Annotated in this window: 12 protein-coding genes; 6 read left to right on the top strand and 6 right to left on the bottom strand. The window is 44.9% G+C overall.

Going from position 1 to position 13,309, the window contains the following annotated elements; genetic code table 11:
* Positions 1 to 2: 2 nt before the first annotated feature.
* From BZA03_RS02845 to BZA03_RS02820, 6 genes are all read left to right on the top strand, one after another.
* Positions 3 to 503, top strand: coding sequence for a PTS glucose transporter subunit IIA (locus tag BZA03_RS02845; protein WP_014949046.1), 501 nt, complete (start codon positions 3 to 5; stop codon positions 501 to 503).
* 257 nt (positions 504 to 760) lie between these two features.
* A complete protein-coding gene (locus tag BZA03_RS02840) occupies positions 761 to 1,108 on the top strand; it encodes an ArsC family reductase (RefSeq protein WP_110287914.1) in 348 nt (115 codons plus the stop codon).
* A complete protein-coding gene (gene dapE, locus BZA03_RS02835; RefSeq protein ID WP_110287913.1) occupies positions 1,102 to 2,238 on the top strand; it encodes a succinyl-diaminopimelate desuccinylase in 1,137 nt (378 codons plus the stop codon). The genes BZA03_RS02840 and dapE overlap by 7 nt, the downstream gene beginning before the upstream one ends.
* A 9-nt stretch (positions 2,239 to 2,247) precedes the next feature.
* Entirely contained in the window at positions 2,248 to 2,934 is a 687-nt protein-coding gene (locus tag BZA03_RS02830) for a M15 family metallopeptidase (protein WP_075176317.1), read from the top strand.
* Between the two features lie 14 nt (positions 2,935 to 2,948).
* Positions 2,949 to 3,158, top strand: coding sequence for a DUF2897 family protein (locus tag BZA03_RS02825; protein ID WP_110287912.1), 210 nt, complete (start codon positions 2,949 to 2,951; stop codon positions 3,156 to 3,158).
* Positions 3,159 to 3,364: 206 nt separating this feature from the next.
* The gene (locus BZA03_RS02820) at positions 3,365 to 4,624 is read left to right on the top strand and encodes a dicarboxylate/amino acid:cation symporter (protein WP_110287911.1); all 1,260 of its coding nucleotides are present in this window, start codon (positions 3,365 to 3,367) and stop codon (positions 4,622 to 4,624) included.
* A gap of 74 nt (positions 4,625 to 4,698) precedes the next feature.
* Here the strand turns inward: BZA03_RS02820 and BZA03_RS02815 are convergent, their stop codons facing one another.
* The 6 genes from BZA03_RS02815 to BZA03_RS02790 all read right to left on the bottom strand — a co-directional run bounded on the left by BZA03_RS02815 (position 4,699) and on the right by BZA03_RS02790 (position 13,298).
* Positions 4,699 to 7,116, bottom strand: a complete 2,418-nt coding sequence (locus BZA03_RS02815) for a S9 family peptidase (protein ID WP_110287910.1) — start codon at positions 7,114 to 7,116, stop codon at positions 4,699 to 4,701.
* Between the two features lie 139 nt (positions 7,117 to 7,255).
* Positions 7,256 to 7,582, bottom strand: a complete 327-nt coding sequence (locus BZA03_RS02810) for a heavy metal-binding domain-containing protein (protein ID WP_014949040.1) — start codon at positions 7,580 to 7,582, stop codon at positions 7,256 to 7,258.
* Between the two features lie 56 nt (positions 7,583 to 7,638).
* Positions 7,639 to 8,049 carry an HIT domain-containing protein gene (locus BZA03_RS02805; protein ID WP_110287909.1) on the bottom strand — a complete coding sequence of 137 codons (411 nt, stop codon included), beginning with the start codon at positions 8,047 to 8,049 and terminating at the stop codon, positions 7,639 to 7,641.
* Positions 8,042 to 9,073 carry a succinylglutamate desuccinylase gene (astE, locus tag BZA03_RS02800; protein ID WP_110287908.1) on the bottom strand — a complete coding sequence of 344 codons (1,032 nt, stop codon included), beginning with the start codon at positions 9,071 to 9,073 and terminating at the stop codon, positions 8,042 to 8,044. Before astE ends, BZA03_RS02805 begins: the two co-directional genes overlap by 8 nt.
* A 145-nt stretch (positions 9,074 to 9,218) precedes the next feature.
* A complete protein-coding gene (locus BZA03_RS02795; RefSeq protein WP_039230212.1) occupies positions 9,219 to 10,523 on the bottom strand; it encodes a bifunctional diguanylate cyclase/phosphodiesterase in 1,305 nt (434 codons plus the stop codon).
* A gap of 297 nt (positions 10,524 to 10,820) precedes the next feature.
* Positions 10,821 to 13,298, bottom strand: a complete 2,478-nt coding sequence (locus BZA03_RS02790) for a glycogen/starch/alpha-glucan phosphorylase (RefSeq protein ID WP_110287907.1) — start codon at positions 13,296 to 13,298, stop codon at positions 10,821 to 10,823.
* Between the last annotated feature and the right edge of the window lie 11 nt (positions 13,299 to 13,309).

The raw sequence follows: 13,309 nt of genomic DNA, 5'->3' as shown, positions 1-13,309 counted from the left end.
CCGTGAATGCTAAGCAACTACAATATGCACCAGACAGCTTTACCAAGCAGTTTGTAACTTTAAGCCCATTTTCAGGGCAAGTGGTTTCACTCTCACACATTGACGATCCCTATTATAAAAGTGGCCTTATGGGGCCTGGTGCAGCAATAAGCTCAACATCAAATACTGTCTTATCGCCTTTCGCTGGTAAAGTATTGAGCGTTTCCCCGCTAGATTACGCTATCGACATACAGTCTAGCGCGGGCCTTAAATGCAAGATTAAATATGGTGGCGATACTAGTCATTTGCATGGCGCACAATTCGCCTGTTCTTTGAAGCGGGGCGATGAAATAAGGCTTAAACAAGTACTTTTTACCGTGAACGCTGCATGGCTAAAGCAGCGCGGTGTTAGCAATACCTGTTCAATGACGTTGCTTAATGCAAATGCGCTTATCGGCGTGGTGCCTACACATCAAAAGTTTGTCGAAGCGGGCGAAGATACGTTGTTGACACTTTACCTCTAAGGCCTGTTGACCTAATTGTAAAACAGGCTTTCAGCCCTGAGTGATTTACTATTAAAAATCATCGCAAGTGAGTTTATCAACGTATCAACAGCTTGTATGATGGAGCACATTGAAAAACAAAAATGTACAGGCGCACTGTTTTCGGGCTATTGCGGTTTTCTATTTTCTCTAGCTCTTCGAAACAGCGCCACATAATGGCACTGTTCTAACCAGCGTCTTTCATTTACAAACAACAAAGTAGTACGGAATAAATCACCATGAGCACAATCCTTTATGGGATCCCAAACTGTGACACCATTAAAAAAGCAAAAAAATGGTTAGTAGACAACGATATCGCTTTCACATTTCACGATTACCGCAAGGACGGGATAGATAACGACTTTCTTGTACGAGCAGAGTCTGAGCTTGGCTGGGAAGCAATGCTCAACAAACGCGGCACGACTTTTCGCCAGCTAGAAGAGCAAGAGAAAGCGAATCTAGATAAAGATAAAGCACTGGCCCTGCTAGAGCTTCATCCTGCCATGGTTAAACGCCCTATCCTTGTTCATGACAACGCGTTTTATATTGGCTTCAAACCCGCGCAGTATGAGGAAATATTTTGTTAAACGACTCTGTTATTGAAATTGCTAAACAATTAATAAACCGCCGTTCTGTAACGCCAGAAGACGCAGGTTGCCAAGAAGCCATGGGCGAGTTTTTAGGTGCTTTAGGGTTTAATAATGAAACCATGGTATTTGAAGACACGACGAACCTTTGGTCTCGCAGAGGTAAAGAAGGCCCGGTATTTTGTTTCGCAGGCCACACTGATGTAGTGCCTAGTGGCCCTGAGTCAGCATGGAAAACACCGCCATTTACCGCGACAGAAGTTGACGGCTATCTGCATGGGCGGGGCGCAGCTGACATGAAAGGCAGTCTTGCCGCTATGCTAGTAGCCACCCGCGAGTTTGTGAACAAATACCCTGATCACAAGGGAAGTATTGCGTACCTTATTACTAGCGACGAAGAAGGCCCTTTTATAAACGGTACCACCCGCGTTATTGATACCCTTGAAGCCCGCAATGAAAAAATTGATTGGTGTATTGTTGGCGAACCCTCTTCAACCGACGAAGTAGGCGATATTGTTAAGAATGGCCGTAGAGGTTCATTAACGGGTGATTTAGTAGTAAAAGGTGTCCAAGGCCATGTCGCCTACCCTCATTTAGCTAAAAATCCTGTTCACAGTGCAATGGCGGCCCTTGACGAGCTAGCTAAATCTCATTGGGATAACGGTAACGACTTTTTCCCTCCCACCAGCTTCCAGATATCAAACATTCACGCGGGTACAGGTGCGGGCAATGTGATCCCGGGCGAGATGCACGTTTGCTTCAACTTCCGTTTTTCAACGGAAGTAACCGACCAAATTCTCATTGAGAGAGTCACGGCAATTTTGGAAGCCCACGAACTGGAGTACGAGATTAAATGGACGTTTAACGGTCAACCCTTTTTGACCGATACGGGTGCCCTGTTAGAAGCCACTCAAGGTGCAATAGCGGCGGTTAAAGGAACACCTACCGTGCTGTCTACTGCTGGCGGTACATCAGATGGTCGCTTTATCGCGCCAACAGGTGCACAAGTGATAGAGCTAGGCCCGGTGAATGCCACTATTCACAAAATTGACGAGTGCGTGAAAATGTCTGATCTTGAACAGCTTGCTGATATGTACTTCGGTATCCTAGAACGCTTGCTGGCTAAATAGCCGCTATTGATGGTTATGAATCAAGTGCCAGAAAAAGCGTGGTTAGGCCAGCACAACGACTATCTCGTTGATGCTGGCAACGGCCATAGACTGCATCGCGACGTGATATCGCCGTTTCTTGCCATGCAAGATGCTGCGCAAAAAGACGGTATAGACTTACAGTTGGTCAGTAGCTTTCGAGATTTCGACAGGCAAACTGCCATTTTTAACCGCAAATGGGCAGGTCAAGCACAGCTTCTTGATACCAACGGTGATGAACTGCCATTCGAGGCACTAAGCGATAATGAAAAGCTACATGCTATTTTGACATGGTCAGCACTTCCCGGCGGCAGTCGCCACCATTGGGGCACTGACATCGATGTGTACGACAGAGCTGCCGTGCATAACTGGGGGGGCAAGTTTAATCTTGTCGAAAGCGAATACCTTTCTGGCGGACCGTGCCATGCCCTTTCATGTTGGCTAGCTGACAATATGGAACAGTTTGGCTTTTATCGTCCTTTTTCGGTTAATACGGGTGGCGTCGCAGTAGAGCCATGGCATTTAAGCTTTCGAAACACAGCGTGTGCTTTCGAAAATGCCAGGCACTTAGATGGCTTTACGAAAGCCATCGAACAAAGCGATATAGAAGGCAAAACATGTATTTTGCCACAGCTACCTAGCTTGTATAATCGCTACGTATTGAACAAAGGGCTGTAGCCTACGGGATTTTTATGAGTACTACCTGGGTCATCATCATTATTGTTTTAGTGTTGGGCGTTGTGATTGGGAATATCACGCTGCTTAAATACAGTGCTAGATTTAAATTTCCGACACCTTCTAAACCTTATGATGATAGTGACGACGATTCAAACAAGGACAGTGAAAGCGCGAATACATCCGTTAAAGACCAAGATAAAGACAGCAACCCCCCAATGAAATAACCCTATTCTGATAGCGTCAATCGCGGCATTTTAATCGAAGCCTAAGTAAAGCTTTTATAATTCGAGGCTTTTATAATTAGAGGCTTTTATAATTAGAAGCTTTTACCCATTGTTTATGCCGAGGCGGGCACTTGAGTATTAGGGCTCTCAATTATTCATTCACAAATCACTTTTCACATTTAAACACACTCTAAGAGGTTCTAGACGTGTCTAAAAAACAATCCTTACTGGGCAATATCGGCGTACAAGTTGTCATTGCCATGATTATTGGTACCGCGGTTGGTGCCTTTATGGGTGAAAGCGCTGAAATGTTCGCACCGCTGGGTGCCATTTTTATCAATTTAATTAAAATGCTGGTCATTCCACTGGTAGCAGTAGCGCTTATCTCTGGCGCTGCGGGGCTTGGCAACAGCACTAATGCAGGAAAAGTGGGGCTATCTACCCTTGCTTATTTTGCGTTAACGTCAGCACTTGCCGTAACACTGGCCCTCATTATGGGTGAAGTGTTTAAGCCAGGAATAGGTATCGACGTTTCTGCGGTAGAAGGTATGTTCTCTGGTGAATACGCCTCTAAAGGTGAGCTACCTTCATTTTGGGCTACCGTTACGGGTATGATCCCCACTAACGTATTTGCCTCGTTAACCAACGCGAACATTCTTCAAATTCTGGTGTTTTGCTTGTTCTTTGGCCTCGCCCTTTCTAAACAGCCTAAAAAGAACCGCGAGCCTATTTTAAATGGCGTGAACACTATCGTTGATGCCATGGTGTGGATGATCAACTGTGTGATGAAAATCGCGCCTATCGGCGTATTTGGTTTAATGGCAGAGGCCGTAGGAACATTTGGTTTTGCCGCGCTCATGGTGGTATTCAAACTCTTCTTGGTATTTACTGCGGCGATTTTAGTATTTGGTTTTGTGGTTTACCCCCTTTTGGTACAGCTATTTACAAAAACGTCGGCTAAATCATTTCTCGTGGCTATGAAAAAGCCTCAGGCGGTAGCTCTTTCGACCGCGTCATCCATGGCGACACTGCCGGTTACTATGAATACAGTAGAGAATGAGCTAGGTGTAAGAAACGCAACGGCATCTTTTGTACTGCCGTTAGGCGCCACCATCAACATGAGCGGAAATGCCATTTATTATGGCTTGGTAGCGGTGTTTTTTGCGCAGCTTTTCAATATAGATTTATCAATGGGTGCATATGTTGCCATCATCCTAACCTCTACCCTTGGCGCGGTTGGTCAAGCGGGCGTTCCTGGGCCATCATTCTTAGTCGTTGCCGTGTTGCTTGCTGCTGGCATTCCCATTGAAGGTTTACCCCTGCTATTTGCCTTGGACAGAATTTTCGACATGATCCGCACTGCGCTAAATATTACGGGTGATGCAGCATGCGCAGTTATCGTAGATACGATTGCCATTGATGCTGATGCTATTGAAGAGCAGCCAATAGAAAATACGGCCAAGTAAAGCTGCGCTTTACAGCAAAAGAAAAAGGTGGCCTTTGCCACCTTTTTAGTCTTGTTAGCAACGCGGACAACACGCTACTGTGATTGTGTAGCGCCTTTGTTTTTCACATACTTTTCAAGCCACTGATCTTGTTCCCAAAGCGTGTGTAAAACACTTTCCTTGGCACGATATCCATGACTCTCTTTAGGCAACATAACTAAACGTGTCACAGCACCTAAGCCTTTAAGCGCGTTAAAATAACGCTCACTTTGCATTGGGTATGTACCGGAATTATTATCAGCCTCACCATGAATAAGTAAAAGCGGGGTCTTCATTTTTTCAGCATGCATAAATGGCGACATGGTGTAATACACCTCTGGGGCATCCCAGTAATGGCGCTCCTCTGACTGAAAACCAAATGGTGTGAGTGTGCGGTTGTAAGCACCAGAACGTGCAATTCCTGCGGCAAATAAGTCAGAGTGCGACAACAGGTTTGCCACCATAAACGCACCATAACTATGCCCGCCCACTGCAACACGCGCTGGGTCAATAATTCCTTTTTGGTCAAGTGCATCTATCGCCGCTTTTGCATTAGCAACGAGCTGAGGCCTAAAGGTATCGTTTGGCTCTTCATCGCCCTCTCCTACGATAGGGAATGAAGCATCGTCCAATACAACGTAGCCCTTGGTAACCCAATAAATAGGTGAACCGTACCACGGGTAAATGAATCGATTGGGGTTTTGCGTGTTTTGACCTGCGCTTGACTTGTCCTTAAATTCTTCTGGATAAGCCCATAAGATCATAGGGTAGCGCTTGCCTTGCTCATAGTCTGTTGGCAAATACAAAGTGCCTGTTAAGTCCAATCCATCGTTACGCTTGTACGTAATCACTTCTTTTTTAACGTTTTGAATGCTTTCAAACGGGTTTTCAAAGTGTGTTAATTGCGTCAACGTGTTGTTTTTTAAATTGCGGAAATAGTAATTAGGGTAGTCACGCTTAGACTCAATTCTTACCAACAGGCGATCGTTTTTAATATTGAAATCACGTAAGTCCTCAAATTTGTCTGTGTACGCGCTTTTATATACGCGCGATGTTTCAAGGGTTTCTAAATCTAACTTATCCAAGAATGGGAACTGTCCTTCAGGTGTAAACCCATCCCCTAACAAAAACGCATTATTTCCTTCTACTGCTAGCACATCTTTAAAATAGTCATTTTTACGGGTAACAAAGTTGCCAGGGTCGCTGTATTTATCTTGATAGCTTCGATTTGAAATAATTTGCGCAGACTGACTTTGGTCTGGGCTAAACAAGTACGTTTTAATATTGCGCGTATTCCACCAATAATCCATGGCGATGGCAACGCTATCGTTATTCCAAATGAAGCGGTAGAACCTGTCTTCTGTTTTAAGAATTTGCTCTGCTTCACCGTTAAACGGTGCTTCCAGCTGCATAAGTTTATCGCGGTGCGTCACCTCGACTTCTGGGTCGCCCCCATCAAGCGCTTCGGCATACACAATTGTATTAGGTTTGTCGTTGCGCCATTGAACATCACGTGGCCCCGTTCGAACAGCCATAAAACCTTGTGGTAGGTCTTCAATAAGCGGAACGTCTACGAGCGTTTTTACTAGCTTGCCCTTTTTATCGTATAAGTTAATGCTGTGCCCAAAGCGCTGATAGGTCACTAAATAAGAAAATGGCGCTTTATATTCCTCGACCATCACATAGTCGCCGGCGGGAGAAACGCTAACATCGCCATACATACCTGATGCAAGCCAAGGTGAAGCCTTGCCTTTTAGTGGAACCTTATAAATTTCAGACCGCGCTAGTTGCTCAAAATTAAACTCGTCGTTTTTGTTTTTGAGTAAGTCTTGGTAGGTGCGGTTTTGTGCTTTTTTGCCGTCACTTACTGAAATCGTTGGGCCGCTTGGCACGGCAACACTGGTATCGATTAACGCTTTTCTGTCTTTCGGTACGACTTTAGCCAAAAGAGAACGACTATCCGCATTCCAGTTCAACGTATCGCTCATATTTGCATTGATAGGTTTGTCAAAGACCTTTCTGGCGGTTGCTGCTTCAATATCAAGCACCCAAAGTTCAACGCCTTTCTTTGCTGTATGAGTAAATGCCATGTAGCGCTGATTAGGGGACCAAGTAAAATTGGTTAACCGAGGCGCTTCTGGCATACCTTTAATAGTAAGGCTATCGTTACTACCTACCCGCTGAACCTGAAGATTGTTGTAATACGTTACGCGGCTTCCAATGTTAGTAGTAGGGTCAATTCTTAGCCCTGCTAAACGAAGCTCTTCTTTCGATAAGTCTTCTATCGACTTATAGTTGTCGCGAAACAACAGCACCATATTCTGTTGTGCATCGTCTACCAGTGTCGCTGGAGCTAGTGTAACGTCAACCAAATCGAGAATTTCTTTAGACGGCTTTTGATATTTCAGTGCGTCCTGCGCAAATAGCTGACAGGAGCATGCGGCGAGTAGGACAAACATCCATTTTCTTAGCATTACATTTCCTTAGTTTGAACTTTTGAGGGTAGATAGGAACGAAAAAGCGAGGTATTGCCGTCGTTATGAACAACTGGCGAAAACCTCGCTTCGATCAAGTAGGTAATTGCATACTTTGAGGTGTGCGAGCTTTTTGATTTTATAAAGGGGTTGTTTTCACCGCGGTACCGCTAATGCTCACCATAAGCATACTGCCTTTATCGCCAATCACTTGATAGTCTAAGTCGATGCCAACCACAGCATTTGCGCCCATGCTTCTCGCCTCGTGCTCAAGCTCAGTAAACGCTAACTTACGTGCGGTGGTTAACTCTTCTTCATACGATCCAGAACGACCGCCAACGATATCGCGAATAGAAGCGAAAAGATCTTTAAATACGTTTGCGCCCATCACGGCCTCGCCCACAACAATACCGTAATAAGCTTCAATTTTATGCCCTTCAAGCGTTGGGGTAGTTGAAACAATCATGCGTAACTCCTTTTAATGTGAACTGTTTATTTGTCGCTATTAAGGGCGTGCGCCCTCTAGCTGTTGTCTTCAAACCACTGCTTAACGGACTGAACAAGTGCCTGAGCATCGTTAGTGTTATATGCCACTGCTGGCTGGTTGCCCCATACCGGTTTTGGCCACGCACAATCATTTTCAAAACGTGCGACGTGATGAACATGAAGCTGCCTTACCACATTGCCTAGTGCTGCCACATTAAGTTTAAGTGGTGAAAACAAGGACTGCATGGCTTTTGATGCCAATGCAGACTCTTTGAGTAAAGTAATCTGCTCTTCTTCAGACAAATCGATAATTTCCGCAATATCATTTTTCATTGGCACTAAAATGAGCCACGGAAACTGACTATCATTCATCAACAGTACACGACACAGCGAAAGATCACAGACAAAAAATGTATCATTGTGTAAACGGCTATCAAGTTTAAACATCTAGCTTATCCAACGTAGTAGGCACAACGGTTAACAAGGCGCGTTGCCCAATGGCCACTTTTGCATTCGGGAAAACAATGGCTTCGCCGTCCTGCTCTGCTATGTACTCTTTACCCGGTTCAGAAGCCAATACCGTGCCTTTAGGGTAGTCAGTGAAGTTTGGCGTATCGTCATCGAAATGTAGCGTAAACTGTTCTTCGTTTCGGTTTATAACTTGGTTCACGCGATAAATATCAAGGTCACCCATCTCAACCGTTGGCGCGTACTCGGTTTGAGTAATTAGCTGCGTTATCGCTTGTTTCGCATCTTCAAATCGACGCATATCGTTTTGCCCAAATGGACGCACTTTGCCAAGTTCAACCGTAAACGCGTGCGCGTTGTATCGATATGACGAGAAATAGCTAAAGGTCGTTGTCGAACTTTCCGACAGCAATATGGTTTTCACGCCACACGCTGCGAGAAATGCCAGCTGCCCTTTGCTGTGTATTCTGTCATGAAGATAAGGATATACCGCAAACTTTTCATTTTTTGAGGCGCGAATTGCTGTGTGTAGGTCGTAGTGATATCGGGTGCCCTCACCCGCTTCAAAGAAAGACGCCACAGCATCTTCGAGCTGTTTAGCACGAACGCGCTCTGCGTTCACTAAACCTTCGCCCTTCGAGTGTGCACCGCTAAACAAGCGGTTCATGTTCTCCTCAACGAAACGCTCTGCAATATCCATCGCTGGCAGGTTGCCAAATAAGAACAAAACATCATGTGCCAGCGTTATGTTCCCTGTAAGGATCCCCTTAACCAAATCATCACAGATTTCGATAGGTGCGGTTTCATTACCGTGCACACCACACGATAAAACAATGCGTTTATTAGGCTTAGAGGTTGGCTGTACTGAAAAACTGATAATGCCAGGTGCGGTAATATTGACGAGCGTACCATTAGCTAATGTAAATTGATGAGAGCGTTCAAATAATGCGGAATTACGGCGAGAAAGTGTTAAAAATTGGCCGCTTTCGATAAGTTCTTGCATAAGTGTGAGCTTTGTCTACGTTGTCTAATCTCGAATGCTTCCAGTGTACCCAGACAGGCCTTCAAAATCACGTTATCTCACTGTTTAATTCCCAGTAGCTGTAAGCATTGAACAACGGAACTACAGATTGCCGCACTTTCAGGTACTACGCTTGAGCGCGTCTAGGCGAGTTGCCGATAATTATCTCTTGTTGGGTAAGCTGCACGAAATCATCGAATGGAATGGCGCGAGAGAACAGGTATCCCTGCCCTTGTGTAACCCCTATTTCTCTAAGTATGTGAAGCTGCTCTACGGTTTCTATGCCCTCGGCTACTACACAGCACTCTTTTGCATGCCCTATCACTTTCGCTGCTTCAATAATGGCGCGATTAACAGGGTGAGCTTCAAGTTCCATCACAAAAGACTTATCGATTTTCAGCGCATCCAAATCCAGATCTCGAATATAGGCAAGATTTGAATACCCTTTACCAAAATCATCTACAGAAATAGATACGCCTAAGCTTCGCAGCTCATCTAACTGCTTTTTCACCATTAATGAATTAGACAGTGCCACGTCCTCGGTAAGCTCCAGCTCAATTAACGAAAGCGGCATTGAATAGGTACGACTCAGCATCGTCAGGGTTGGAACTAACTGGTTGTCGTATAACTGTGTGGGAGAAATATTCACAGACAGCATTAAAGACCGCTTCATTAGGTCCAATTCCGAGAGCGCCCTAAAGGCTTGCTCAAGCGTCCAGTAGCCCAGTTCGCTCATCATATTATACGACTCGGCCGCTTCGATTAGCGGACCTGGAAATAAGACGCCATCAAGAGGGTGATTCCAGCGAAGTAAGCACTCAGCCCCCACTACTTCTAGCGTTGTCAGATCGACTTTTGGTTGATAGTAAAGCTCGAGTTCATTTTGTGCTAATGCACGTTTTAAATCTGCTTTTAGCGCCAAACTTCTGCCCGTGTCGGTTTTGTCTGACTTAGTCAACGCGAAGTAATTTTCGTATTTGTTTTCTTTTGCTTGTTTTAAAGCCGTTTCCGCTCGGGAAACAAAGGAAGTGATATCAAAGTCATTCTTAATACTGCACACCACACCTACGTTAAAGTCTGCAATAAAAGCCGTACCATCATAATGCATAGGCGTTTTGAAATGCTCGACTAAGCGTTCGAACATTTGTCGCATTACGGTTTCATTACTTTCATTAGGAAAAACGATGCCAAAAACATCACCACTGATACGGCCAATCGACACCGCAGTTCCAAATAGGAGTTGGATGCGGTTGGCTATTTCAAGTAAAAAGCGGTCGCCTACATGAATGCCCAGACTGGTTGTCACATCAGAAAAACGTACTACATCGACCAGCATCAATGAAATAGAAGCACTGCGAGACGCTTGCTTCGAAATGCTATCGATAAACGCATAGCGATTGGGAATGGTTGCCAGTGATGTATGTTGGCTCATGATGTTTTCCTTGAGCTTTACGCTTCGAGGTACTAAAAACAACTAGTTATATAAAACCATGGCGCTACGAAAGGCGCAACGACAGTAACGTATTATTTTGCATACCGTCTTATACTTTTGTACAACATTAACCTAATATTGGACAAAAAACATGGCTGTAGTACTTATTTCTGGTGACGTTAAGAACAAACTGTGCCGTATTTTGAACCCAATACGAAACAATGAAGAAGTATTTAGAGGGTAATAAAAAACCCGGCGAGTGTACCACTGCCGGGCTATTTCTTTACGGTTCTGCGATTAGCTTTCAATCTTACACGGTGAAAGTTTCCAAACGCGTTCTACGTAGTCACGAATTGAACGATCTGAGGTAAATTTACCCATCTTCGCTGTATTAATGATAGCCATTTCTGCCCAACGCTCTTTGTCGCGGTATGCAGCATCAACTGCAATTTGTGCATCAGAATAAGCACGGAAATCTGCAAGCACCATGTACGGGTCACCGTTATCAAGTAAGCTTTGCTTAATTGACACCAATGCACCTGGTTTACCTGGCGTAAAGTAATCCGTTTCTAACCAATCCAGCACAGCTTTAATTTCTGGATCTTTATAGTAGTAGTCATGTGGGTTATAGCCATTCGCCTTAAGCTCGTTCACTTCTTCTACTGTAAGTCCGAAGATAAAGATGTTGTCATCGCCCACTTCTTCAGCAATTTCAACATTTGCACCATCAAGTGTACCAATAGTTACCGCACCGTTCAGTGCAAGCTTCATATTACCGGTTCCTGATGCCTCTTTACCTGCCGTACTGATTTGCTCAGATACGTCTGCCGCTGGAATCATTTTTTCAGCAAGTGATACACGGTAGTTTGGTAAGAATGCTACTTTAATCTTGTTATTTACGCGCGGATCGTTGTTGATCTTATCCGCTACCTTGTTAATAGCGAAGATAATATCTTTCGCAAGCTTGTAGCCCGGTGCGGCTTTAGCACCAAACACAAATACACGCGGGTGCATATCGTAATCAGGGTTTTCTAGAATACGACGGTATAGCGCCATAATATTCAGAAGCGCTAAGTGTTGACGCTTATACTCGTGCAAACGCTTAATCTGCACATCGAAAATGGCGTTAACGTCTACTTCTATATCAAGTGACTTGCGAATTTCCTCTGCTAGCAACTCTTTGTTCTCAAGCTTCACTTTCATGAACTGTTTCTGGAACGTTTTATTGCTCGCAAATTTAGCTAACCCTTGCAGTTTGTCTAAGTCGCGCGGCCAGTCTTCACCAATCTTTTTATCGATTAGCTTAGACAGCGCTGGGTTACACGCTTTCAACCAGCGGCGTGGTGTAATACCGTTGGTTACGTTAGTTAGCTTACCTGGATACAGTTCATCGAACTCTGGGAACAGAGACAACTTAACAAGACGCGAGTGCATTTCTGCCACACCGTTAACAGCAAATGAACCGATTACCGACAGGTGGCCCATACGAACCATCTTCTCGTTACCTTCTTCAATGATTGAAAGCTTAGCTTTCATGGCATTGTCGCCAGGCCACTTCTTATCAACCTCTGCCATAAAGCGGTGGTTAATTTCATAAATGATTTCTAGATGACGAGGAAGGATCTTCTCAATCATGCGCGCAGGCCACTTTTCAAGTGCCTCTGGCAGCAAGGTGTGGTTGGTATATGCAAATACTTTTGTACAAATCCCCCACGCTTCATCCCAGCCAAGCTCTGCGCGGTCAACAAGAATGCGCATTAGCTCTGGTATAGAAATAGCTGGGTGCGTGTCGTTTAGCTGAATAACAACCTGATCGGCGAAACGGCTCCAATCGTCACCATGAGCACGCTTGTAACGACGGATAATGTCTTTAAGCGAGCACGAGCAGAAGAAGTACTGCTGAATAAGACGCAGCTCTTTACCCGCTTCGGTCTCATCGTTTGGATAAAGTACTTTTGAAATCGTTTCAGCTGATACATTTTCACGCTGTGCATCAACATAACCACCAGCATTGAATACGTCCCAATTGAAGTAGTCTGACGCTTCTGACTGCCACAACCGCAGTACGTTTACGGTTTTACCTTCGTAGCCTACAACCGGAATGTCCCACGGCACACCTTTTACAATTGAGCCAGGGTGCCATTCTTTCAGCACTCGTCCGTTGTCGCCGTATTTAGTCTCTACATAGCCGTAAAGCGATACTTCTTGAATAGATTCTGGACGGCAAATTTCCCATGGATTACCGTAGTCACGCCAGCTATCTGGACGCTCGATTTGCGCACCGCTTTTAATTTCTTGGCGGAACAAACCGTGCTCGTAATGAATACCATAACCTATTGCAGGTAATTCCATTGTCGCCAGTGAGTCGATGAAGCAAGCCGCTAGTCGGCCAAGGCCACCATTACCTAGCGCCATATCAGGCTCTTCTTCAAGAATGTCTGAAATTTCAACACCTAGCTCTTTCAACGCGCCACTAGCCACATCGAATAAGCCAAAGTTTTGCAGGTTGTTTGAAAGCAAACGGCCCATTAGGAATTCAGCAGAGAAGTAATGAACGGCGCGGGTGTCGTTCAGGTAATGACTTTTCTGGGTTTTGCGTAACCCTTCAAGTACTTGTTCTTGAATTGCAGCACACGTTGCTTTCCACCAAGCGTGATTGTTTGCTTTGTTTTCGTCGGTGCCTAGCGTGCAGTGTAAGTGTTTAATAACCGCTGCTTTGAATGCAGCCTTATCGATCACTGGAGAGGGTTGCGTCTTGGTCGCTTTTGCGTTCATTTTGCGTCTCA

Origin of the sequence: Alteromonas sp. I10 (assembly GCF_003201515.1) — a bacterium.
Classification (GTDB): Bacteria; Pseudomonadota; Gammaproteobacteria; order Enterobacterales; family Alteromonadaceae; genus Alteromonas; species Alteromonas macleodii.
Note: the sequence above shows the minus strand (reverse complement) of the source record. Positions and strands in the feature narration are given on the sequence as shown.

Coding starts and splice junctions, on each gene's coding strand:
- BZA03_RS02825 (WP_110287912.1), top strand. CDS start 2,949: ATGAGTACTACCTGGGTCATCATCATTATTGTTTTAGTGTTGGGCGTT.
- BZA03_RS02795 (WP_039230212.1), bottom strand. CDS start 10,523: ATGAGCCAACATACATCACTGGCAACCATTCCCAATCGCTATGCGTTT.
- BZA03_RS02840 (WP_110287914.1), top strand. CDS start 761: ATGAGCACAATCCTTTATGGGATCCCAAACTGTGACACCATTAAAAAA.
- BZA03_RS02805 (WP_110287909.1), bottom strand. CDS start 8,049: ATGTTTAAACTTGATAGCCGTTTACACAATGATACATTTTTTGTCTGT.
- BZA03_RS02830 (WP_075176317.1), top strand. CDS start 2,248: ATGGTTATGAATCAAGTGCCAGAAAAAGCGTGGTTAGGCCAGCACAAC.
- astE (WP_110287908.1), bottom strand. CDS start 9,073: ATGCAAGAACTTATCGAAAGCGGCCAATTTTTAACACTTTCTCGCCGT.
- BZA03_RS02810 (WP_014949040.1), bottom strand. CDS start 7,582: ATGATTGTTTCAACTACCCCAACGCTTGAAGGGCATAAAATTGAAGCT.
- BZA03_RS02815 (WP_110287910.1), bottom strand. CDS start 7,116: ATGCTAAGAAAATGGATGTTTGTCCTACTCGCCGCATGCTCCTGTCAG.
- BZA03_RS02790 (WP_110287907.1), bottom strand. CDS start 13,298: ATGAACGCAAAAGCGACCAAGACGCAACCCTCTCCAGTGATCGATAAG.